General features: G+C 61.1%; 23 protein-coding genes and 1 pseudogene. 14 read left to right on the forward strand and 10 right to left on the reverse strand.

Features of this window, described 5'->3' with window-relative positions:
* Nucleotides 1–15: 15 nt before the first annotated feature.
* Complete coding sequence (locus APH34_RS25905; RefSeq protein ID WP_054903524.1) at nucleotides 16–879, reverse strand: universal stress protein; 864 nt, start codon at nucleotides 877–879, stop codon at nucleotides 16–18.
* A gap of 152 nt (nucleotides 880–1,031) precedes the next feature.
* Between APH34_RS25905 and APH34_RS25910 the strand changes: the two genes are divergently transcribed.
* Complete coding sequence (locus tag APH34_RS25910) at nucleotides 1,032–1,649, forward strand: tRNA-(ms[2]io[6]A)-hydroxylase (RefSeq protein ID WP_054903525.1); 618 nt, start codon at nucleotides 1,032–1,034, stop codon at nucleotides 1,647–1,649.
* A gap of 28 nt (nucleotides 1,650–1,677) precedes the next feature.
* On the opposite strand, the gene APH34_RS25915 is transcribed toward APH34_RS25910, so the two are convergent.
* Entirely contained in the window at nucleotides 1,678–1,998 is a 321-nt protein-coding gene (locus APH34_RS25915) for a YqjD family protein (protein WP_054903526.1), read from the reverse strand.
* Between the two features lie 127 nt (nucleotides 1,999–2,125).
* On the opposite strand from APH34_RS25915, the gene APH34_RS25920 reads away from it, so the two are divergent.
* The gene (locus APH34_RS25920) at nucleotides 2,126–2,389 is read left to right on the forward strand and encodes a hypothetical protein (protein ID WP_054903527.1); all 264 of its coding nucleotides are present in this window, start codon (nucleotides 2,126–2,128) and stop codon (nucleotides 2,387–2,389) included.
* A gap of 14 nt (nucleotides 2,390–2,403) precedes the next feature.
* Here the strand turns inward: APH34_RS25920 and APH34_RS25925 are convergent, their stop codons facing one another.
* On the reverse strand, nucleotides 2,404–2,892 hold the full coding sequence (locus APH34_RS25925) for an LEA type 2 family protein (protein WP_054903528.1): 489 nt from the start codon (nucleotides 2,890–2,892) through the stop codon (nucleotides 2,404–2,406).
* A 136-nt stretch (nucleotides 2,893–3,028) separates the two neighbouring features.
* Between APH34_RS25925 and APH34_RS25930 the strand changes: the two are divergent.
* From APH34_RS25930 to APH34_RS25960, 7 genes and pseudogenes are all read left to right on the forward strand, one after another.
* Nucleotides 3,029–3,535, forward strand: a pseudogene (locus APH34_RS25930) (RNA polymerase sigma factor); the annotation flags it as partial.
* Nucleotides 3,536–3,539: 4 nt separating this feature from the next.
* Nucleotides 3,540–4,412, forward strand: coding sequence for a FecR domain-containing protein (locus APH34_RS25935; RefSeq protein WP_256215951.1), 873 nt, complete (start codon nucleotides 3,540–3,542; stop codon nucleotides 4,410–4,412).
* Between the two features lie 128 nt (nucleotides 4,413–4,540).
* Nucleotides 4,541–6,967 carry a TonB-dependent receptor gene (locus APH34_RS25940; protein ID WP_054903530.1) on the forward strand — a complete coding sequence of 809 codons (2,427 nt, stop codon included), beginning with the start codon at nucleotides 4,541–4,543 and terminating at the stop codon, nucleotides 6,965–6,967.
* Between the two features lie 153 nt (nucleotides 6,968–7,120).
* Nucleotides 7,121–7,438 (forward strand): hypothetical protein, encoded by a 318-nt coding sequence (locus tag APH34_RS25945; protein ID WP_054903531.1) that lies wholly within the window; start codon nucleotides 7,121–7,123, stop codon nucleotides 7,436–7,438.
* Nucleotides 7,439–7,461: 23 nt separating this feature from the next.
* Nucleotides 7,462–8,610 carry a PQQ-dependent sugar dehydrogenase gene (locus APH34_RS25950; protein WP_054903532.1) on the forward strand — a complete coding sequence of 383 codons (1,149 nt, stop codon included), beginning with the start codon at nucleotides 7,462–7,464 and terminating at the stop codon, nucleotides 8,608–8,610.
* Nucleotides 8,611–8,650: 40 nt separating this feature from the next.
* The gene (gene zapE / locus APH34_RS25955; RefSeq protein WP_054903533.1) at nucleotides 8,651–9,757 is read left to right on the forward strand and encodes a cell division protein ZapE; all 1,107 of its coding nucleotides are present in this window, start codon (nucleotides 8,651–8,653) and stop codon (nucleotides 9,755–9,757) included.
* Nucleotides 9,758–9,769: 12 nt separating this feature from the next.
* Nucleotides 9,770–10,351 (forward strand): DinB family protein, encoded by a 582-nt coding sequence (locus APH34_RS25960; protein ID WP_054903534.1) that lies wholly within the window; start codon nucleotides 9,770–9,772, stop codon nucleotides 10,349–10,351.
* 25 nt (nucleotides 10,352–10,376) lie between these two features.
* Here APH34_RS25960 and APH34_RS25965 read toward each other — a convergent pair whose 3' ends face one another.
* The 4 genes from APH34_RS25965 to yegQ form a co-directional block, all read right to left on the reverse strand.
* A complete protein-coding gene (locus APH34_RS25965) occupies nucleotides 10,377–11,375 on the reverse strand; it encodes an alpha/beta fold hydrolase (protein WP_054903535.1) in 999 nt (332 codons plus the stop codon).
* A gap of 75 nt (nucleotides 11,376–11,450) precedes the next feature.
* Entirely contained in the window at nucleotides 11,451–11,888 is a 438-nt protein-coding gene (locus APH34_RS25970) for a YqaA family protein (RefSeq protein WP_054903536.1), read from the reverse strand.
* The gene (locus APH34_RS25975; RefSeq protein ID WP_054903537.1) at nucleotides 11,888–12,316 is read right to left on the reverse strand and encodes a DUF411 domain-containing protein; all 429 of its coding nucleotides are present in this window, start codon (nucleotides 12,314–12,316) and stop codon (nucleotides 11,888–11,890) included. The genes APH34_RS25970 and APH34_RS25975 overlap by 1 nt, the downstream gene beginning before the upstream one ends.
* 102 nt (nucleotides 12,317–12,418) lie before the next feature.
* Nucleotides 12,419–13,753, reverse strand: coding sequence for a tRNA 5-hydroxyuridine modification protein YegQ (yegQ, locus tag APH34_RS25980; RefSeq protein ID WP_054903538.1), 1,335 nt, complete (start codon nucleotides 13,751–13,753; stop codon nucleotides 12,419–12,421).
* Between the two features lie 311 nt (nucleotides 13,754–14,064).
* Here yegQ and APH34_RS25985 point away from each other — a divergent pair, with 311 nt between their 5' ends.
* Both APH34_RS25985 and APH34_RS25990 read left to right on the forward strand, forming a co-directional pair.
* Nucleotides 14,065–15,810 carry an aconitase X gene (locus APH34_RS25985; protein WP_054903552.1) on the forward strand — a complete coding sequence of 582 codons (1,746 nt, stop codon included), beginning with the start codon at nucleotides 14,065–14,067 and terminating at the stop codon, nucleotides 15,808–15,810.
* Between the two features lie 80 nt (nucleotides 15,811–15,890).
* The gene (locus APH34_RS25990) at nucleotides 15,891–16,955 is read left to right on the forward strand and encodes an AI-2E family transporter (RefSeq protein ID WP_054903539.1); all 1,065 of its coding nucleotides are present in this window, start codon (nucleotides 15,891–15,893) and stop codon (nucleotides 16,953–16,955) included.
* Nucleotides 16,956–16,979: 24 nt separating this feature from the next.
* Here APH34_RS25990 and APH34_RS25995 read toward each other — a convergent pair whose 3' ends face one another.
* Nucleotides 16,980–19,043 carry a TonB-dependent receptor domain-containing protein gene (locus tag APH34_RS25995; RefSeq protein ID WP_054903540.1) on the reverse strand — a complete coding sequence of 688 codons (2,064 nt, stop codon included), beginning with the start codon at nucleotides 19,041–19,043 and terminating at the stop codon, nucleotides 16,980–16,982.
* Between the two features lie 231 nt (nucleotides 19,044–19,274).
* Here APH34_RS25995 and APH34_RS26000 point away from each other — a divergent pair, with 231 nt between their 5' ends.
* On the forward strand, nucleotides 19,275–19,520 hold the full coding sequence (locus APH34_RS26000; protein WP_054903541.1) for a helix-turn-helix transcriptional regulator: 246 nt from the start codon (nucleotides 19,275–19,277) through the stop codon (nucleotides 19,518–19,520).
* Nucleotides 19,521–19,529: 9 nt separating this feature from the next.
* Nucleotides 19,530–19,892, forward strand: coding sequence for a hypothetical protein (locus APH34_RS26005; protein ID WP_054903542.1), 363 nt, complete (start codon nucleotides 19,530–19,532; stop codon nucleotides 19,890–19,892).
* On the opposite strand, the gene APH34_RS26010 is transcribed toward APH34_RS26005, so the two are convergent.
* Nucleotides 19,889–20,278: a helix-turn-helix domain-containing protein gene (locus tag APH34_RS26010; RefSeq protein ID WP_054903543.1), complete on the reverse strand. Its 390-nt coding sequence runs from the start codon at nucleotides 20,276–20,278 to the stop codon at nucleotides 19,889–19,891. The genes APH34_RS26005 and APH34_RS26010 overlap by 4 nt on opposite strands.
* Before the next feature lie 201 nt (nucleotides 20,279–20,479).
* Between APH34_RS26010 and APH34_RS29010 the strand changes: the two genes are divergently transcribed.
* Entirely contained in the window at nucleotides 20,480–20,752 is a 273-nt protein-coding gene (locus APH34_RS29010; protein ID WP_082422893.1) for an ogr/Delta-like zinc finger family protein, read from the forward strand.
* 74 nt (nucleotides 20,753–20,826) lie between these two features.
* On the opposite strand, the gene nuoN is transcribed toward APH34_RS29010, so the two are convergent.
* Nucleotides 20,827–22,296, reverse strand: a complete 1,470-nt coding sequence (gene nuoN / locus APH34_RS26020; protein ID WP_012273301.1) for an NADH-quinone oxidoreductase subunit NuoN — start codon at nucleotides 22,294–22,296, stop codon at nucleotides 20,827–20,829.
* Between the last annotated feature and the right edge of the window lie 2 nt (nucleotides 22,297–22,298).

The following is a 22,298-nucleotide window of genomic DNA, read 5'->3' on the forward strand; positions in this document are numbered from 1 at the left end:
CCGATGTTGTCGCTTCTAGCCCCGGGCCAGCTCGGCCAAGTGCGCGGTAGCCTCTTCACTCTTGAGCACCAATACATCACCCTCGAGTGTGTCGAGCACCACTTCGGCGGTATTGCCAATCAATGCCCCGGAAATGCCGGTGCGTGCGACCGTACCAATCACAGTGACCACTGCATTGAGTTTCTTCTCGGTATGGGGTATCAGCACGTCTGCAGGCCCTTCAGCAACATGCAGCCGGTCTTCGCTGATATCGTACTCAGCCTGAAACGCACTGCAGGCCTCTCGGTACCGTTTTTCAATGGTTTCGCTGAGCTGATAGACCGGGTCCGACGCCGACAGCATGGGGGAGGGGTGGGCACTGATGACATGCAGGCTGCCCTTGGCCAACCCGGCGATAGCGTAACCGTGGTCGATGATGCTGGCATGCAGTCTACGATGGTCTTCGTCCTGATTGCCGACATCGACGGCGGCCAGAATCACACCGCCTGTCCAGGGGCGCTCACTCTTGACCATAAGGACTGCACAAGGGCATTGGCGTAAGAGTTTCCAGTCGCTGGGCGTCAGCAAGGCCTTCTTCAATGGGTTGTCCGGCCGGTGTTCCTTGATCACCAACTCGCACCCTTCTGCCTGCTGCACATTGATGATTGATTCGTGGAGCGTGTCATGCCAGGCCTGCTCATGCGTGACCTTGTCATAGCCGTCATCGTGCAGTTGGCTGCTCAACAGGCTGAGCAGGGCGCTATGATCGTGCTTCTTGTCGCACATCAGCAGATGCAAGCGGGCACCTGTCACGCCTGCAATCAGTTTTGCCCGTGTCAACGCACGGCTATGGGCATGTTCCGGGTCCAGGACGACAAGGATGCTACGGACAGCTTGCATGGGTAAGAACTCCATTCAAAGGGGGCGACCACTGTCTGACTATAGTTGGCGTGCGTGGCGTCGCCGTTTGATGTACATCAAGCATAGCCACTGGCGTAGCCAGTCGTCGTGGGTATAATCGCCGGTCCTGCCTGCCTGTGTGGTTGTACGTTATGTCCCTGATCCCTGAAATCGATGCCTTTCTAGGCTGTCCGACTCCAGACGCCTGGATCGAAGCGGCGCTCGCCGACCAGGAAACTTTGCTCATCGACCATAAGAATTGTGAGTTCAAGGCTGCAAGCACGGCCTTGAGCCTGATCGCCAAGTACAATACCCACCTGGACCTGATCAACATGATGTCGCGCCTGGCCCGTGAGGAGTTGGTGCATCACGAGCAGGTGTTGCGCCTGATGAAGCGGCGCGGCGTGCCGTTGCGGCCAGTTTCAGCGGGGCGTTATGCCTCTGGCCTGCGTCGCCTGGTGCGCGCTCATGAGCCGGTCAAGCTGGTAGACACGCTGGTGGTAGGGGCATTCATTGAAGCGCGCAGTTGTGAGCGTTTTGCCGCTTTGGTCCCTCATCTGGATGAAGAACTCGGCACTTTCTATCACGGCTTGCTCAAGAGCGAAGCACGTCACTACCAAGGCTATCTGAAGCTTGCCCATCAATATGGGGACGAAGCGGACATTGCCCGCCGCGTGGTGCTGGTACGCGAAGCAGAAGCCGAGCTGATCCAGTCGCCGGATCAGGAGCTACGCTTCCACAGTGGTATTCCGCTGGCGCAGGCCGCCTGAGGCGTACAGGCGGCGCGCCAAGCACTGTTTACTGGCGTCGTCCCAGCAGCAGGCCTATCACCAGGCCGAAGCCCGCCGATACAGCAACGGTCTGCCACGGATGGCCGCCAATGTAATCCTGGGTAGCGTCGACCACTGGCTGCGCCTTGGCGCGTACATTGCCTGCGGCCTCTCTGGCCTGACGAAGTTTCAGGCTTACCTGGGCGCGCAGGCTGTCGGCTTCCTCGCCAACCATGGAAGCGCTGTCGTTGAGCAGCTTTTCTGATTCTTCGATCAATGCCTGCAGCTCACTGAACACCTGATCCTTGATCTGATCGCTATCAATCAATTTGGCTGTTTTACGGGCCATGAACACGTCCTCGTCGATGGTGGGGTTAAGCAATGGATGCTTGCGCGCCGCGAAAGTTGCGATGGCTTACCGAAGCGGCTGCGCTACGGTGTAAGATAGCGGCCATTTTCAAAAGGCAGGTACCTTCATGAGTTTCAATCTGGCCAATAAAAGCTTTGAGGAACGGGCGCAGATCGAGGCAGAGAAGGCCCGGCTGTTCGAAATGTGGAAGAACAACCTGGGCAAGGCCAAGGGTGAGGCCGCCCGGCTGATTTCCGAGAAACCGCGCCGCAAGGGCAAATGGGCCGAATGGGTACGTGCCGAGCTGGACGGTATGTCGCCGCCCGAATACGCCAACATGGTGCGCAGCGAGGTCAACAAGATGATGGCCGCCGCCAGTGCCAGCCGTTAATGTAACCGCGCCTGTCACCAATAGAAGCTGTCGCCCTTGGGTAGCTCAAGCGTGCCTTCATCGGTGAAGCGCACGGTGCCCAATGGCCCTCCGGCCAGCTTTCCGCGCAGCACGTACGGCATCCCCTGCAGCGAGTCGAGCTTGCTCATACCGTAGGCTTGGCGCAGAAATGAGAAAGCCGTGATGCTGACCGGCACAACGATTACCGCCTCGCCATAACGGCCAATATGCCCAGGTTGGTCGCTGACGCCGGAGGCCAGGGGCTGGCCATTGACCTCCAGGTTCAGCGCGATGCCGCTGTAATCGACGGTTGCCTCATTGGGGTTCTGCACACGCATCTTCACTGCCATGCGCATTTCCAGCTCCTGCCCGGCAAGTGGTTCAATGCCGATCACGCTGATGTTCAGCGGGTCGCGGGCCTGGAACAATGCACAGGCATTGAGCCCGCTGACCATCAGTAGAACCAGTAACAGACGAAGGTAAGGGTACAGACGGGCAGACATGGGCAGCGGCCTTGCGCGGGGAATCGAAGCTGCAGTGTGGCAAATGCACAGCAGCGTTGAAAGTATCGGGTCGAATGAAAGATACTGTTTCTCATTAACGCCCGATAATTTCTCCTACTGGCAGTTTCTTCACCCAATGCTGACGTCCCCTGTGTCTGGTCTACTGGCGAGTTTCCAGGAGCACTACGACGATCTTCTGCAGTTTCTGACCCGGCGCATGAGCGATCGGCAGCGTGCCGCCGATGTGGCACAGGAAACTTATCTCAAGTTGGTGAAGGTCGACGCACAGGCGGTTCCGGTATTGCATGCGCGTAGTTTTATCTTCCGCGTTGCGGGCAATTTGGCCATTGATGCCCTGCGCCGAGAGCAGCGCCTCGCCTCGAGCCATGATGACAGCGACGGAGCGGGCGAGGTCGTATGCCCGGCACCGGCTCCTGAAGCAGCACTGCTGGCCCGGGAGCGCTTGCAGATCCTTGACGAAGCCTTGCTGCAATTGTCCACCAACGCCCGCCAGGCGCTATTGCTCAACCGGGTGGAAGGCCTGACCCAGGCGCAGATTGCACAACGGCTGGGCGTTTCCGAGAGCATGGTGGCAAAATACATAGGCCAGGCGCTGCGTCACTGCCGTGACTGGCTCAAACACAACCATGACTGACACCTTGAACATGCACGCGCCGCAACCGATCAGTGATTTGTCCGATGATGCGCTCGATTGGCAGGTGCTTCTGCACTCGGGCAATGCCAGTGCGGCGGATAAGGCGCGCTACCGACGCTGGTGCCAGCTAAGCTCGGCCCATGCCGAAGCAGCGGGCGAAGCTGAAGCGCTCTGGCGCGATATTGGTCACGCAGCGGCTGCCCAAGTGAGCCAAGTGCCGCCAGTACGAAATAAACGGCGCTGGCTTGCCGGGGTGGCCGCCTCGCTGGCCTTGCTGATGGCCGGATACAGCAGTTGGCAGCAAGTGCCGGTGTGGCTGGCTGACTACCACACCGGTATGGGCGAGCGGCAAACCATCATTCTTGCCGATGGCTCTCGGGTCGTCCTCAACAGTGGCAGCGCTCTGAAGGTGGACTTCAGTGCGAAAGAACGCAAGGTGTCGTTGCAGGCCGGTGAGGCGTTTTTCGAGACTGCCACAGACCCACGCCCGTTCGTGGTCGAGAGTGCGGGCAAGCCTGTGCGCGGCGACGCGGCGGCGTTCAGTGTGCGCCGCGACGGCCGTGTGGTGCTGGCCCAGGGTCAAGCCCAAGTCGGCAATCACAGTGTCAACGTATCAGCCGACGCCAGCGCGCAGACGGCCTGGCAGCGCGGCAAGCTGATCTTCAACGGCAAGCCGTTAGGGCAGGTGCTGGCTGAGCTCGAGCGCTACCAGCATGGACGCATCCTGTTGCCCAACAGCAAGCTGGCAGCGCTTGAGGTCAGTGGAGTTTTCGACCTGGACGAGCCCGAGGCGCTGCTGCACACCCTCGAACAGCGCTATGGCCTCAAGGTCACCTACCTGCCATGGCTGGCGGTGGTCTATTAGCCGCTAAAAAATAATCGAAATATTTTTCATTTGGCACTGCAAGTTCGTGCGCGCCAGATCGTCGTAGTGGGACTGATCAGCAACCCATTCTCATTTACGACTTGTCTGGAAGCTCCTTCGTGCCTCTCATGCCCAAGCCTTCGTACCGTCGCGGCGGTCGTTTGAACCATGTTCTGCTGTCCTGCAGCGCCCTGGCCATGTTCGCCGGCCCCCTACAGGTGCTGGCCGCCACTCAAGCCGGGCAGGCGCCGATGGAGGCGCGGCAGGTGCAGTTGGATCTGCCTGCGCAACCCCTGGACCAAGCCCTGACCGCATTTGCCGACCAAGCCGGTCTGCATCTGCTGTACACCACCAGCGACGTTGCAGGCTTCACCAGCCCCTCCTTGCAGGGCAGCTACAGCGTTGAGCAGGCATTGCAGCAACTGCTCGCCGGCAGCGAGATGGCGTGGCATTTCACCGATTCCCGCACCGTTACCCTGCGCAGGGCCCTTGCAGCACCCCAGGCGGTCAACCTCAAACCCATTGAAGTCAGCGTAGCCTCGCGTACCAGCACGGCCATCAGCGAGATCCCCGGTACCGTCTGGGTGGTCGACCAACAGCAACTGCGCGAACAGCTCGACAGTGGGGTGAGCCTCAAGGAGGCCATCGGCAAGTTGGTACCGGGCTTAGACCTTGCACCTGAAGGCCGAACCAACTATGGCCAGAACATGCGCGGGCGCAACGTACTGGTGATGATCGATGGGGTTAGCCAGAACAGCTCACGTGGCCTCTCGCGCCAGTTCGATAGCATCTCACCGTTCAACGTCGAGCGTGTCGAAGTGCTGTCCGGCGCCAGTGCTATTTATGGCGGTGGCGCCACCGGTGGCATCATCAACATCGTGACCAAGAAGGGCGAACCAGGCCCGGCGCGCTTCGAGACCCAGCTCGGTGCCAGCAGCGGCTTCAATAACAGCGACGACCTCGCCACCCGCTTCGCCCAGTCGATCAGTGGCGGCAATGACCGGATCAGTGCGCGCCTGGGTGTCTCCGGCGAACAGAACGAAGCCTTTTACGATGGCGCGGGCGACCAGATCTTCATCGACAACACCCAGACCGACCTGCAATACAACCGCACCATCGATCTGCTCGGCACGGTGGGCGTGAAACTTACCGATGAGCAAAGCATCGACCTGCTGGCTCAGTACTATGACTCAGGCAACCACGGCAGCACGGGCATCTACTTCCCCAACCTGAACTACAACGCTCCCTCCGATCTGGAAGATGCCGAGCTGCGCAGCGGCTATTCCTCGGATCTCGAACCACGTACCCGGCGCTTGCTGCTGAATGCCAACTACCACCACACCGATGTGTTGGGCCAGGACTTCTACCTGCAGGCCTCGTACCGCAAGGAAGACGACAACTTCTACCCGTTCCCTTACTACAACCGTGCAACGCCAACCGGTTCGCGTGGGGTGTACTTCGCCGCCTCGCAGCAGAACTTCGAGGTCACCAGCCTCAAAGGGCTGTTCGCCAAGCAGTGGGATACGCTCAAGCTGACCTATGGGGTGGACCTCGATCGGGAGCGCTTCAACGCCGAGCAGACTACGTTCAATGCCCTGACCTCGTCGCAAAGCGGCGGCCTGGACATGGAGAAAGACAGCAAGGCGCCGCGCTATCCCAGCTATCGGGTCGATGGTGTCTCGGTCTACGCGCAGTTGGACTGGCATGCCACCGACAACCTGACCTTCTCGGGCGGGGCCCGGCGCCAGCAGATGGACGTCGACGTCAGCGATTTCAAGGGCGTACCTGGCGGCAGCAACGATTACCAGGTCAACCTGTACAACGTCGGTGCAATCTACGACTTCAAAAATGGCCATCAGGTCTGGACCAACTACGGTGAGGGTTTCGACCTGCCGGACCCGGCAAAGTACTACGGCAAGCCGGGCTTGAGCGTTGCGGACAACCCGTTGGCTGGTATCAAGAGCCGCCAGGTCGAGGTGGGCTGGCGTTACGCCGATCTGGACTGGGATGCTCAGGCCGCGCTGTACTACATCTGGTCGGACAAGATCATCAATGTCGACTCACAAACGTTGACCATCAACGTCGAAGAGCAGAAAAGCCGTGACTTCGGCTTCGAAGGCGCGCTGACCCGGCACTTCCAGAATGGCTGGGAAGCCGGTGGTACCTTGCACCTGACCCGTTCCGAGGAGGAAGCCGCCGACGGCGGTTGGATCAAGCGCGACGCCCGCTATGCCTCGCTGTCCAAATCCACTGCCTTCGTCGGCTGGAAGGGTGATGGGCGCAGCGCGCGATTGCAGGCCAACCATGCCTTCAGCCTGAAGGATGACGCCGACCACGAAATCGACGGGTACACCACCTTTGATTTGCTTGGCAGCCAGGACACTGGCTTCGGCACCTTCAGCGCAGGTATTCAGAACCTGCTGGACAAGCAATACAGTACGGTCTGGGGGCAGCGGGCGACGCTGTTCTACGCGCCCACCTACGGCCCGGCTTACCTGTACGACTACCAGGGCAGGGGCCGGACCTACACCCTGACCTGGAGCATGGCTTACTGATTGTTCGGTGTAAGTGCCGGCCCTGGCCGGCATGGCTGCCCCGCCAGGTGCAGGCTGAAACATCAGGAATCGCATTCATACTTTTGCCGCGAACCGATCGCGCCTTAGGCTATCCAACGCACAAGGCGCGCTATTTCGTACAAGAGGTGAAGCATGAATCTGACATTGCCAACCCTGGCCATCGGCCTGTTGCTGTGCCTGCCGGTACAGGCCGCGCCCGTGCAGCCGCTGCAGCTTGCGGCGGGTAACAACAACCCGTACAACAGCCCCATTCAACGTGCCAACCCCAACAGCCGCCAGGGCAGCATGCCGGCTACCCCGCCGGTGCGTGGCCCCTCGACCGCGCCCATTGAGCGTACGCCCACCCTGGACAATCGCGGCATTGGCAATGGCGATAACCTGCGGCGTCAGCAGCAGGTCCCGAACCTGGAACCTACCCGGCCGCCGCGTGACACCCAGCGCGCACCTTGAGCCCCCATCGAAAGGAATCCTGCATGACCAGAGTCACCTGGCTGACCACGCTTGCCGCTGCCGCGGCGTTTGCGCTGCTGGCGCAGGCCGCCACCGAGCAGCAGTTCCAAAGCGAGGAGGGGCAGATCACCGTCAGTACTGTGGCCGACGGCCTACGCAACCCGTGGGCGCTGGCCTTCCTGCCAGGCGGCAAGGAAATGCTCGTCACCGAACGCCCCGGCAACCTGCGGGTGGTCAACGCCGAAGGCAAGGTCGGCCCGGCCATCAGCGGTGTGCCGAAGGTCTGGGCCGAGGGCCAGGGAGGTCTGCTGGATGTCGCCCTGTCGCCGACGTTTGCCAAGGACCGAACCGTCTACCTGTCGTATGCTGAGGAGGGGAGCGGTGGCAAGGCCGGCACCACGGTCGGGCGCGGGCAACTGTCCGAGGACCAAGCACGGCTGGAAAACTTTACCGTGATCTTCCGTCAGCAGCCCAAGCTTTCGGTCGGCAATCACTTTGGTTCGCGGCTGGTATTTGACCGCGACGGCTACCTGTTCATCGCCCTGGGCGAGAACAACCAGCGCTCGACCGCACAGGACCTGGACAAGCTGCAGGGCAAGATCGTGCGCATCCTGCCCGATGGCGAAGTGCCCAAGGACAACCCCTTCGTTGGCAGGGACAACGTACGCCCCGAGATCTGGTCGTTCGGCCATCGCAATCAGCAGGGAGCAGCGCTCAACCCCTGGACCGGCAAGCTCTGGACCCACGAACATGGGCCGCGCGGTGGTGACGAGATCAACATTGTGCAAGCGGGCAAGAACTACGGTTGGCCGATCGCCACGCACGGCATCAATTACTCGCTCCTGCCAATCCCCGAGGCCAAGGGCAAGCATGTCGACGGTATGGTCGACCCTCACCATGTCTGGGAGAAATCGCCTGGCATCAGCGGCATGGCCTTCTATGACAGCCCCACGTTCAAGCCTTGGGATCACAACGTGTTCATTGGTGCGCTGGCCGCCCAGGAGTTGATCCGCCTGCAACTGGACGGTGACAAGGTCGTGCATGAAGAGCGTTTGCTGGCGGATTTGAAAGCGCGCATCCGCGATGTACGGGTAGGGCCGGATGGGTACCTGTACGTGCTGACCGATGACAAGGACGGGCGGTTGCTGAAGGTTGGCCTGAGCGAGGATTAAAGCGGGTTGCTGGTGTCATGGCCTTTGAAGATAATGCGCCATGGCGCTCGATCCCCGCTTTCTCTACCACAAAGCCCTAGCTGAGCAAGGCTACGCTGCCGATCCGGCTCAAGCCCGGGCCGTCTGCGCCCTGCAAGCCTGTTTCGAGGCCGTCGAGCATGGCGGCCCCGCCCGGGGTCTCTACCTGTGGGGCCCGGTCGGTCGGGGCAAGACCTGGCTCATGGACCTGTTCCACCGCAGCCTGAGCATTCCGGCCCAGCGCCAGCACTTCCACCATTTCATGGCCTGGGTCCATCAGCGTCTGTTCCAGCTCAACGGCACCGCCGACCCGCTGCAAGCCCTGGCCCTTGAGCTGGCCGGGCGAATCCGGGTGTTGTGCTTTGACGAACTGTTCGTCAGCGATATTGGCGATGCGATCATCCTTGGCCGTCTGTTCCAGGTACTGTTCGAGCAGGGCGTGGTGGTCGTTGCCACCTCCAACCAGCCGCCGCAGCAGCTGTACCGCGACGGTTTCAATCGCGAGCGTTTCCTGCCGGCCATCCGCGCCATCGAACGTCACATGCAGGTGCTTGCCGTGGCTGGCGAACAAGACCATCGCTTGCATCCCGGTGCTGCCTGCCAGCGTTATTGGGTAGCGCAGGCGGGTAAGGCAGGGGCACTTGAAGCGGTGTTCCAGCAGCTAAGCCCGGAGGACCCCGGCAGCGTCCAGCCGCTGGTGATCGGCTCACGGCAGGTCCGGGTTATCCGGTACAGCGCTCAGGCGATGTGGTGCCGCTTTACGGATCTTTGCGAGCAACCCCTGGCGGCTATGGATTTCATGGCCCTGTGCGACCGATTTCCGGCGATCCTGGTGGAGGGCATACCGGCGCTGGGCGGTGAGCAGCGGGCCGGGCGTATCGCCCGTGGCACCGAGGATGGCGCCTCGCGGGTCATGGCCGGGGACCGTGAGCTGCCGGCGTTGTCACCCAAGGATGACGCCGTGCGCCGCTTCATTGCCCTGGTCGACGAATGCTACGACCGTAGGGTAGCGCTGTATCTTGAAGCGCAGGTACCGCTCGATGCGCTCTACACTCAAGGGTATCTGGCATTTCCGTACCAAAGGACCTTGAGCCGGCTACGGGAGATGCAACTGCAACGCTTCGCCTGAAGGAGCCGAACCATGGAGCCTTTGTCCCATCACCTGCTGACCCAGGCCTACAACAATGGCTGGGCCAACCACCGGTTATACAAGGCCTGCCTGCAATTGACCCAGGACGAGTTCGTCGCCCCTCGCTGCAGCTTTTTCCCGTCGATCAAGGCCACCCTCAATCATCTGCTGACAGTGGACTGGTTCTACCTGCACATGCTCGAGTGCGAGCAGCGCGGGGAGGCGCCGGGCCAGGACGGCGAGCGTTTTTTCCGGCCCGAGCAGCCGTTCGCCACCTGTACCGACCTGTATGCCGAACAGGCCCAGGCCGATCATCGGCTAATCGCTTATTGCAGTGGGTTACTCGACAACCAGTTGGCTCGCTACGTCAGCATAGTGCGGCCCGATCGGGTGCAGCGCGAGCAGCGTCTGCGCTTGCTGGCGCATCTGTTCGAGCACCAGATCCATCACCGCGGGCAGGTGCACGCGATGCTCAGCGACACAATGGTGCGGCCGCCGCAGCTGGATGAATTCTTCTGCGAGGAAGAGGCCGGGTTGCGTGAGGTGGATTTTGCCGAGCTGGGGTGGAGCGAAGCGCACATCTGGCAGTGCTAGGGGCGCGAGGCGCCCCTTCGCCGCATCAGTGGCCAAGCCACTCGATCAGTGTCTTGTTGAAGCGCCGCGGCTCCTCGATCTGCGGCGCATGCCCCATGCCCTCGAAGGTGACCAGCTCACCGTTCGGGATCAACTTGGCCACTTCTGGCCCGAGCACCTTGTAGTTACCCAGCTTGGCCTTGACCTGCGGCGGCGCGATATCGCTGCCAATCGCCGTGGTGTCCTGGTCGCCGATCAGCAGCAGGGTGGGCATCTTCAAGTCCTTGAACTCGTGGTACACCGGCTGGGTGAAAATCATGTCGTAGATAAGCGCCGAGTTCCACGCCACCGCTTCGTGCCCCGGCCCTTTGTTCAGGCCCACCAGCATCTGCACCCAGCGTTCGTATTCAGGTTTCCAGCGTCCCGCGTAGTACGTCTTGCGTTCATACTCGCGTACCCCTTCGGCATCGAGTTTAAGCTCGCGGGCATACCATTGGTCCACCGTGCGGTAGGGTACGCCCAGCGCTTTCCAGTCCTCCAGACCGATCGGGTTGACCATCGCCAGGCGTTCGACTTGTTGCGGGTACATCAGGGCGTAGCGGGTGGCGAGCATGCCACCGGTGGAGTGGCCGAGGATGATCGCTTGCTTGATGCCCAGTTGCTCCAGCAAGGCATGGGTGTTGATGGCCAACTGCTGGAAGCTGTATTGGTAAGCCGCCGGTTTGCTCGCGGTGCAGAAACCGACCTGGTCTGGCGCGATGACCCGGTAGCCGGCCTGGCTCAGTGCATCGATGGTGGTTTCCCAGGTGGCGGCGCAGAAGTTCTTGCCGTGCATCAGCACCACGCTATGGCCATTGGCCTGGCCTTTGGCGGGGACGTCCATATAACCCATTTGCAAGTTCTGGCCCTGGGACTGGAAATCGAAATGCCGGAGTGGGTGAGGGTAGCTGAAACCTTCGAGCTGTTTACCGTAGGTAGGCGATTCGGCGGCGATGGCCGGTGCGCCGACAAGGCAGGCCAGGGCCAGGGCGGTTGCGCGCAGCATGGGTGCACTCCGTGTAGGACCATGTAGGAATTGGCGACTTTAGCAGCCGGTAGCACACCTTAAACGTTAAAGGTGTTACCAGGGATGAAACCAGCCGAGGGTAACCATTGCCACTACGGCATATCGCCCGCCCTTGGCCAAGGTCACCAGCAGCAGGAACCGCCAGAATGGCTCGCGCATGATCCCCGCGATCAGGGTCAACGGGTCGCCGATTACCGGCATCCAGCTCAGTAGCAGTGACCATTGCCCCCAGCGCTGGTAACGCTGCTGGGCGCGTTCCAGCTGGGCGGCGTTGAATGGAAACCAGCGTTTGTCGCGCAGGTGCTCGATGGCTCGGCCCAGCAACCAGTTGATCACCGAACCGAGCACATTGCCCAGGGTGGCGACCAGCAGCAAGGTCAGCCAGGCATCGGGCTGCCGGAGAAGCAGGCCCACCAGCACTGCTTCCGATTGCATTGGCAACAGGGTGGCGGCCCCGAAGGCGCTGAGGAACAGTGCCCAAAGGCTGAGCATCAGTAGTTGGCGACTACGGTGTCCTGGCCATCCTGGGTCACCCCGATGACCTGGTAGGCGTCCTTGTGGTCCCCCATTTCCATGCCTGGCGAGCCCATTGGCATGCCTGGTACGGCCAGGCCTTTGAGATCATTGCGCTTGGCCAGCAGGCGCACTTGCTCGGCAGGCACATGGCCCTCGACGAACTTGCCGTCGATCACGCCGGTGTGGCACGACGCCAGGCGCGGCGCCACGCCCAGGCGCTGTTTGACGGCGCTCATGTTCGGTTCGACATGGTCGTTCACGGTAAAACCATTATCGCGCAGATGGCTGATCCAGGCTTTGCAGCAGCCACAGTTGGGGTCGCGGTAGACATCGATGGTGTCGGCCGCTTGGGCCAGGCCGCTGATGGCCAGCAGACCAAAGGTGATCAGGTGTTTACGCAGCATGGTCAAACAACTCCTTGAAAATGCACAGGCATACCGATCGTGTTCACCAGGATACTTGCCTGCCGGGCCTGTCAGGTGGCTTAGGCAAACATTACAACCTTGTCAGGTAGCCTGCTCGTCAGGGTCCAGATCGCGCATCAGCAAACCATACTCCAGCGCGACCTGCTCTGGAATCGGCAAATACACGGTGTGGCCGTCGCCGGGCGCCACGTCGATGGCCTGCTGTTGGCCGTTGCACAAACGGTGCAGGTCGAAGTGATAGTTGCCGCGCGGGGTCATCAGCTCCAGGTGGTCCCCTATTGCGAAGCGATTCTTCACCTTGACCTCGGCCAGGCCGTTCACACGTACGCCGGTGAGTTCGCCCACGAACTGCTGGCGTTCTGACAGAGAATTGCCGCGCAGGTAGTTCTGGTATTCGTCGTGCACATGACGGCGCAGGAAACCTTCGGTATAGCCCCGTTGAGCCAGCGACTCGAGGTTGCCCATCAGGGTCATGTCGAAGGGCCGCCCCGCCGCAGCGTCGTCGATGGCCTGGCGGTAGGACTGTACGGCGCGAGCGCAGTAGAAGTGCGACTTGGTACGGCCCTCGATTTTCAGCGAATGCACGCCCATGGCTGCCAGGCGCTCGACGTGCTGGATGGCGCGCAAATCCTTGGCGTTCATGATGTAGGTACCGTGCTCATCCTCGAAGGCCGGCATTTCGGTACCCGGGCGGTTGCTCTCTTGCAGCAGGAACACGTGCTCGGTTGGTGCACCCAGGCCCAGCGTCGGCTCGACTTCACGCACGATTTCGCCAGCAATGTTTTCGGTCGCCGGTGTGGCCTCGTACTTCCAGCGGCAGGCGTTGGTGCAGGCACCCTGGTTGGCATCGCGCTTGTTGAGGTAGCCCGATAACAGGCAGCGCCCGGAATAGGCCATGCACAGGGCACCGTGGACGAACACTTCGAGTTCCATGCCCGGCACCTGCTGGCGGATCTCCTCGATTTCTTCCAGCGACAGCTCGCGTGACAGGATCACCCGGCTCAGGCCCAGTTGCTGCCAGAACTGCACACTCGCCCAGTTGACGGTATTGGCCTGCACCGACAGGTGTACCGGCATGTGCGGGAAGTGCTGGCGCACCAGCATGATCAGGCCGGGGTCGGACATGATCAGGGCGTCGGGCGCCATCGCGACCACAGGAGCCAGGTCCTTGAGAAAGGTCTTTAGCTTGGCATTGTGCGGGGCGATGTTGACCACCACGTAGAAGCGCTTGCCCAGTGCATGCGCCTGCTCGATGCCCAACGCCAGGTTTGCGTGATCGAAGGCGTTGTTACGCACGCGCAAACTGTAGCGTGGCTGGCCTGCGTAGACCGCATCGGCACCGTAGGCGAATGCGTAGCGCATGGTCTTGAGGGTACCGGCAGGGGCCAGCAGTTCGGGCTTGGCGGGAAGGGTCATAGGCGCACCGGGGCAAAAGGCGCGGATGCTAAGCCATGGCAGCGTTGGCGATATTGATTTGAATCAAGGCAGGCATGGCGCTGCTCGGGGGTATCAATTTTTAGGACAACACACGCAATCGGGTACGCCCCAATATCTGCTAACCGCTGTAGCATCGTACGCCTCAGTCCAATGGTTCATGCCGACCAGTACCCTGTACAAAATGAACCGCTCGTTCACTGTGCAGCCTGTCAGCTCCCAGAAAAACTAAAAGGTGACGGCGGCCCACAGGGTCGCCACGCTTGAAGAATCGAACACCGAGGTTAGCGATGATGGATGAGGTGAAAAACCATAGCGGCCGTAGCTTGGTTGGCGGAGCAGCGCAGGGCGAGCTGCTGTTTGCGGACGTGGGGCTCAGCTTCTGGGGTGGGGTCAACTCATGCACAGGGGAGGTGATTGACCAGCATCACCCCCTTGCAGGCCAGTATCTGGCGGGGCGGGTGCTGGCCATTCCTTCGGGTCGAGGCTCGTGCACCGGAAGCAGCGTCATGATGGAGTTGATCAGCTCCGGCCATGCACCTGCAGCATTGATCCTTGCTGAAGTCGATGAAATCCTGACCCTTGGTGTGTTGTTGGCCGAAATGATCTATGACCGCTCACTGCCGGTGATCAGTATCGGCAAGGAGGCGTTTGCCGCGCTGAGCGATTGCCGCTATGCCCGGGTGAGCGATCAGGGCGTGCAAGCATCGGTGCACGCCCTGGCGGGTGATTTCATCCCCGCCAAGCCCACGCCTGTCTCGGACTTTACACAAAGCCCGGTCATCTTGACTGAGCAAGATCGCAGACTGCTTGAGGGTGTGCGAGGCAAGGCGGCCCAGGTGGCGATGCAGGTGGTGTTGCGCATGGCTGAGTTGCAGGGGGCCAAGGCACTGATTGATGTCACCCAGGCACATATCGATGGCTGCATCTACACCGGCCCCGCCAGCCTTCGCTTCGCTGAGCAGTTGGTCGCGTGGGGCGCCCAGGTCGTCGTGCCTACCACCTTGAACTCGATTTCAGTCGACCAGCGCCGTTGGCGCGACCTGGGTGTCGACCCACAATTCGGCGAGCCTGCCAGCGCATTGGGCAGTGCCTACATGGCAATGGGGGCACGCTTGAGCTACACGTGCGCCCCCTACCTGCTAGACACCGCGCCAAAGGCGGGAGAGCAGATCGTGTGGGCCGAGTCCAACGCTGTGGTCTATGCCAACAGTGTTCTGGCGGCGCGGACGTTGAAGTATCCAGACTACTTGGACATCTGCATTGCGATCTGTGGCCGCGCACCGCTGTCCGGGTGCCACCTGGACGCAAACAGAAGGGCTCAGCTACGTATCGACGTGGCCATGCCGAGCCAGGTTGATGATGCGTTCTATCCACTGCTTGGCTACCACGTCGGCTTGCTTGCCGGTAAGCGAATCCCGATCGTGTTCGGTCTGGAAAACGCGGCTCCAACCCTGGACCACCTCAAGGCCTTTTCAGCTGCCTTCGGCACCACCTCAGGGGCACCGCTTTTCCACATCGCGGGCGTCACGCCTGAAGCGCTGGTGCCTGAACAGGCCCTGGCACCAGGGGTAAGCCTCGAAACGCTGTCCATAACCCCCACCGACCTCATGGCCAGCTGGAAGCGCCTCAACAGTGCCCGCTCAGCGAACGTGGACATCGTTTCGCTGGGCAATCCCCATTTCTCGCTCACGGAGTTCCAAGCCTTGGCTGCGTTGTGCAAAGGCCTGCAGAAGGCATCGTCCACGGCACTGGTCATCACGTGCGGCCGTTCGGTTTACGAACAGGCAATCAAAGCCGGTTATGTAGCGCAGATTGAGCGTTTTGGTGCGCAGATCGTGAACGATACCTGCTGGTGCATGCTCGCGGAGCCAGTGATCCCCCCAGCCGCCAAAACCGTGATGACCAACTCTGCGAAATTTGCCCACTACGCACCGGGCCTGGTTGGGCGTCCCGTGCATTTCGCCAGCTTGGCGGGGTGCGTCGCGGCGGCAACGCAAGGCCATACCGACAGTGCTTACCCCGCCTGGTTAGGCTGACCGTTTTGAGGTGAATCACAGGTCAGGGCACTTTTCCGGTTGTGGCATGCACTAATATCCATGACACGCGAGGAGTGCACATGAACCAAACCGCCTTACAGAACAAAGCCCTGGCAGTGCTGCTGGGCTTGGTGACCCTAGCCTTCGGCTGGATCCTGCTGCCGTACTATGGGGCCATTTTCTGGGCGGTGATTCTTGCCATTCTTTTCGCGCCCCTGCAGCGCAACCTGGTGATGCGTTTTGGCAGGCGCCGCAATCTTGCCGCGGCCACCACCTTGCTGATCTGCCTATTGGTGGCCGTGCTGCCGGTGATCATTACCAGTGCCTTGCTGGTGCAGGAGGGCGCGACGCTGTACAAGCGCATAGAAAGCGGGCAGTTGGATATTGCAGGTTACGTGGAGCACGGTTTCGACCTGTTACCGCAGTTCGTGCAGCACGGCCTGGACGGGATGGGCATAGGCAACCTGGACAGCCTGCGCGACAAGATCACCAAGTGGGCCAGCCAGGGTAGCCAGGTGCTAGCCAGCCAGGCATTCAGTTTCGGCCAGGGAACATTCGAGTTCGTGGTGAGCTTCGGCATCATGGTGTACTTGTTGTTCTTCTTTCTGCGCGAGGGCGCTGAGGTGGCGCGGCGCGTACGCCTGGCGGTGCCGCTGCCAGAGCACCAGAAGCGGCGGCTGCAACTGAAGTTCAACCGCGTGGTAAGGGCCACGGTCAAAGGCAACGTACTGGTGGCCATCACCCAAGGCGCGCTGGGTGGTTTCATCTTCTGGGTGCTGGATATTCCCAGTGCCTTGGTCTGGGCGGTGATGATGGCGTTTCTTTCGTTATTGCCAGCCGTTGGCGCCGGTATCATCTGGGCCCCGGTAGCGGCGTATTTTCTGCTGACCGGGGCGATCTTGCAGGGGGTGATCCTGACCGCCTTTGGGGTACTGGTCATTGGCCTGGTGGACAACGTGCTGAGGCCTATCCTGGTGGGCAAGGATACGCGAATGCCCGACTACCTGATTCTCGTCTCCACGTTGGGTGGGCTGGCGGTATTCGGGCTCAACGGTTTTGTCATCGGGCCATTGATTGCGGCATTGTTCATGTCCAGCTGGGCTATCTTTGCGGCGACCAAGCCGCAGGTGCAGTTGCCCCAGTAAGGACCGGCATGCCGCCCAATCGCGCTAGCGCAAGCTGTATGAAACGCCTGCATAAACACCGAACCCTTCGCCAGGCGTCGAGCGGGCGATGTCCTGCCCGCCATCGTCATAGCCTGGGGTCACCGTGGCCGCGTAGCGCTTGTTGGTCAGGTTGCGCAGGTCCAGCCAGGTCTGCCAGTCCTGTTTCGGTGAGTCCCAGCCCAGGCGCGCGCCGAGCAGCGCGTAGGCGTCGGCATGCTCACTGTTGGCGTAGTCAATCTGTACCTTCGAGGCCATCTGCGTATTGACCCCGGCGTAGAATCCTCCAGGCCAGTCGAAGCGCACTTCGGCCTGGTAATAGTGCATTGGGATGCCCGGCAACCGGTTGTCGTCGAACCTGTCATCGTCCCGGTAGTGGAAATCACTGAAGGTATAGGCCTGGCGCACGCTCAGCTTACCCGTGCCTGGGCGCTCCCAGAGCGTGCTTTCAAGCGCCGCTTCAACCCCCTGGTGCACGGTGGGGCTGGCGTTGAACTCCTTGGGTAGGGCTCCCGGCACGATCTCGACCGCCAGCAGTTCATGGCGTACCTGCGCGTAATACCAGGCCAGGTCCCAGTGCCCGAGCGTCGAGTCGCCGCGTGCGCCAAGCTCCAGGGTGGTAGCGGTCTGGTTCTGCATCTTGATCGGTTGGGTGGCCACCGTGGAGCTCCAGAGCAGCGCCCATGGGTGCGGCGGCTCGACGGACCGGCTCAGGTTGCCATAGACCTGCAACTGCGGGCTGATGTCGTAGCGCAGCCCCAGGCGCGGAGCATAGTCCCAATCATGCTGGCTGACCCTGCCGCCTGTGGCAGGGTAGGTGACGTCACTTTCGCGGCGGGTGTAGATCATTGCCAGGCCTGTGGTCAGCCACAGGTCTGGGATCAGTTCCAGGTCATTGCCAAGGTGCAGCACGCTGTCCGACCCCTGGTAACTGAAGTCGCGGCTGCGTGCCCCGGTCACGTCACGGTCACGGGCGAACTGTGAGGCACCACTGTTGGGCAGGTGCTTGGTGGTGCGCCAGCCCAAGGTGGTCCTGCTTTCACGGCCGAACAGGGTATCGCGGCGCAGATAGTTCAATGTTCCGCTTACATCGGTGTAGGCGACCTTCAGCCGCATCGGGCCTTCGCGCAGGTCCATCGGGTAGTCGTGATAGACCAGCCCCGCTTCCAGGCGGGCATCGTCGTCAAGGTAGAAGGTGGTCTTGTTGCCTACCCAGGTGCTGCCCGGTTGCGGACGGCTGTCGTCGCGCGCCAGGTAAGCCGCATTGGCGGCTCGAGGGTCGTGCTTGATCTGCTGTTTGGTCAGGCGCCCGGCCAGGTCGTTTTCAGTTTCCCGATAGCGCAGGTAGAAGCGTGTCTCAAGATTGGGGTTGAACCGATAGCCGACGTTGGCGGCAATGCCCTTGGCGCTGCCGCTGCTGTGCTGCTGGTAGCCGTCGTATTCGGTGTCGGTCAGGGCGATGTAATAGTCGAGGTTGCCCAGCACCTGGCCCGAACTGATGTGCCGATGCTGATAGCCGCGGCTGCCGACTTCGTAGCGTACCTGCAACGGCGCCGCATCGTAGCCGGTGTGGGTGACATAGTTGATCGCTCCCCCCAGCGCCAGTGCGCCCTGGTCGAACCCATTGGCCCCGCGCAGTACTTCGGCGCGGCTCAACCACAGCGGTTCGAACAACTCATAGGGAGTACCGCCTGGGCCGGTCAAGGGCAGGCCGTCGAACATCGTGTAGACCCCAGAGCCATGGGCTCCCGGCGCTCGGTTGATGCCCGAACCACGGATCGACAGCTTGATGCCGTCGTTACCCGCCGACTGGGCAAACACCCCTGGCTGGTAGGCCAGCACATCCTGGTTGCTGGCGACCCGGCCCTGGCCAACGCGCTGCATGTCAACCAGATTGCTGGCGCCAGGCACCGCATTGAGCCGATCACGGGCATCTTCCAGTTCGCTTCGTTCCTCGTCGCTGATCAGCACTTGCCCCAGTTCGATCGCAGCGGCCGCCGTGGCTTGCTGGCCAACAGTGAAAAGGGCCAGGAGGCCAAGGCAAGACGAGAGGGGCAAAACGGGACGCATCGTACAACTCCAGACGAAAGACGACAGGCAACGGGGTTGTGACGTGCGAAATGGCGGCCAGAGCACGCGGAATTCCGGTTAATCGTATGCAGCCATTTGAGGACGTTTGTGTAGGACGCCGATTTACAAGCCTCATCGGTGGAGTGTGCAGGCCTGCCTTCGTAAGGTTGGGTTCTACCACGGCAGCTGCAGCGGTTGCCGAAACATGGCGATGACTTGTGGAGTTCGATGATGAAAGCCAACACGCGACCGATGGAAGACAGCCCCTATACGCCTGTATATCTGACACCTCGCGAGCAGCAGGTACTACTGTGGTGTGCCTATGGCAAGAGCTCGTGGGAAATCGGCCAGATCCTGCAGTGCAAAGAGTCGACGGTGAACTTTCATGTGGCCAACATCCTGCGGAAGTTCGATGTCTCAACGCGGGTTGCTGCCGTGATCAAGGCGATTCGCTACGGCATGCTCGTTGAGCAATGAGAGGCGCCCATGACTGAAGTCGATCTGATTGGCAGTAATGCGCCCGGTATTACCGAGTGGCTGGGCAGTGATGGGCGAGTCCTGTTCGGTGCGTTGCTGGGGGCACTGTTGGTCAGTGCCGCGCGCGACCGGCTGATCATCGTTTCGCGCAAGCGGCTCTCCTTCGGCAAGCAGGTGTTGCTGGTGTTTCTGACCCTGGGGGTCGGTTACCTGTTCGAGCCTCTGTTACAAACCTTGGCGCCGATGCTCTCGCGGGGCATGGCCGCCTTTGTGGCGGCGGTCGTGGTAATCCCCATCAGCCTCAAGGTGATGGTCTGGCTGGACTCGGTGGACGTGCGTGAAATCCTCCAGCGCTGGCGTCGTCGCAACTAGCCTTGAGTTGCCATGGGAAACCGTTCGCAAAGCTCGTCCAGGCGCTGTTGCAGCTCCTGGATCCGCTGTTTGTCCTTGATGTACAGCAGCGTGGCCTGGCGGTCGGCAAGCGAAAGGCTGCGCAGGCGCTGGAGAATGTCGCCTTCCAAGCCATCGCCTGGCTGACTGTCACGCTCTGCACGCTCACCCAATAGCAGCCAATCCAGGGAGCAGGCATGTTGACGAGCCATGTCTACGCATAATGAGTACGGCACACTGTTGCGTATCTTCCAGCTGCTCAGCGTCTGCGGACTTATCCCAAGGGCTCTGGCCAACTGGACGTCGGTGTCCGACCCGGTCAATAACTTGAGGCGTGCGAGCACCGACGCGAACAAGTGGCTACTCATGTTGAATATCCATGGCTGGTTTAATGGCATTCTCTGGGCTTAAACTACTTGATATGAATATTAGCCCTGCAATTTGAGGAACTTTATTGGCATGAACAGCAGCTTGATGAAAAGCCTTTCCGGTACCGTAGTCAATACTGACACCAGTGGTCGATCATTCTTACAGCGTATCCCGTTGTTGAGCGTTTGCAGGTACTTAGTGTGAGTACTTATAAACTGGTCTGCCCTCATTGCAACAGCCGTATGCGCATACGGACCAGCGAAGGGCGTCATATTTTCCTGAGGGTGGCCTATTTACAATGCACCACCGAGGCCTGTGGCTGGTCGGTGAGGGCCGAGTTTGAAATGACCCATGAGTTATCACCCAGCGGCATGCCCAACCCCCACGTGCATTTGCCATCGGCCAGCAATGAACTGCGCAAGACGGCACTTCAGCGCACTGACAGCCCTTCAGGTGCATCCCAAGAGAGATAGCGTCTGCGGCCTGCGATCCGGCGCAGATAAAAAAACACCCCGCATGAGCGGGGTGTTTGTTGTTGCAGGCCTGATCAGCCGATCAGTTGCAGACCCGCTTGCTGGACCAGTTCCAGCAGCGGCTGCGGGTACACACCCAGGACGAAGGCGAGGATGGCGATGGCCAGCAGCATGACACCACCGGTGCGCTGTTCCCACTTCAGCGGGGCGTCGTGGCGACGCAGGTTCGGCTCGACCAGGTACAGGGTGACCATGACGCGCAGGTAGTAGTAAACACCGATGGCGCTACCGATCACCAGGGCGCCGACCAGCCACCACAGGTGCGACTCGACGCCGGTGGCGATGATGTAGAACTTGCCGATGAAACCGGCGGTCAGCGGGATGCCCGCCAGCGACAGCATCATCACGGTCAGTACTGCGGTCAGGTACGGACGGCGCCAGAACAGGCCGCGGTACTCGTACAGCGCGTCGGCATCACGGCCGCCGTAAGGCGAGGACATCAGGGTGATGACACCGAAGGCGCCCAGGCTGGTGATCACGTAGGTGACCAGGTACACGCCCATCGCTTCCAGCGCCAGGCCCTTGCTGGCGACCAGCGCGATCACCAGGTAGCCGAAGTGGGCGATGGACGAGTAACCGAGCAGACGCTTGAGGTTGCTCTGGGTCAGTGCCAGCAGGTTACCGATCAGGATCGAGGCGACCGCGATCACGGCCAGTACGGTGCTCAGCACGCCGCTGCTGGCAGCAGGGGAGAGCATGAACAGGCGCACCACCACGGCGAACACTGCAACCTTGCTGGCGGTGGCCAGGAAGGCGGCGACTGGCGCTGGCGCGCCTTCGTATACGTCCGGGGTCCACAGGTGGAACGGTACCAGCGACAGCTTGAAGGCCAGGCCGACCAGCATCATGCCCAGGCCCAGTTGGGCGACCAGGCTTGGCATGCTGGTGGTAGCCAGGGCTTTACCGATCTGGTCGAAGCTCAGGCTGCCGGCGTCGGCGTAAAGCAGTGCCATGCCGAACAGCAGGAAGGCCGAACCCGCAGCCGACAGCACCATGTACTTGATGCCGGCTTCCAGCGATCGCTTGTTGAAGAATGCGTACGCCACCAGCCCGTAGACCGGTACCGACAGCAGCTCCAGGCCGATGAACAGGCCGGCCAGGTGGTTGGCACTGACCAGGACCAGGCCACCAAGGGCCGACATCAGCAGCAGCAGATACAGTTCTTCACGGTTGCCCGGGAAACCCTTGGACCCTTCGCCGAGGTAGGCGTGGGCGAGGGTAACGCAGGCCAGCGTCGCCACCAGGATGATCGCCATGTACAGGCAGGCGAACTTGTCGATGGTGATCAGCGGGGTGACCGCCAGTGGCGCAACCTTCAGCGCTGGCAGGATCGACAGCAAGGCCAGGTTCAGGCCCACGGTGGACAGCAGGAAGGTTTGCGAGTGGTTGCGCTTCCAGGCGATCGCCAGCATCACCACCACCGTGGTGATGGTGGTGATCAGCATCGGCGCCAATGCGATGAAGTGTTGAGTGGTGAATTCCATAG

Origin of the sequence: Pseudomonas sp. NBRC 111131, assembly GCF_001320525.1 — a bacterium.
Lineage (GTDB): Bacteria > Pseudomonadota > Gammaproteobacteria > Pseudomonadales > Pseudomonadaceae > Aquipseudomonas > Aquipseudomonas ceruminis.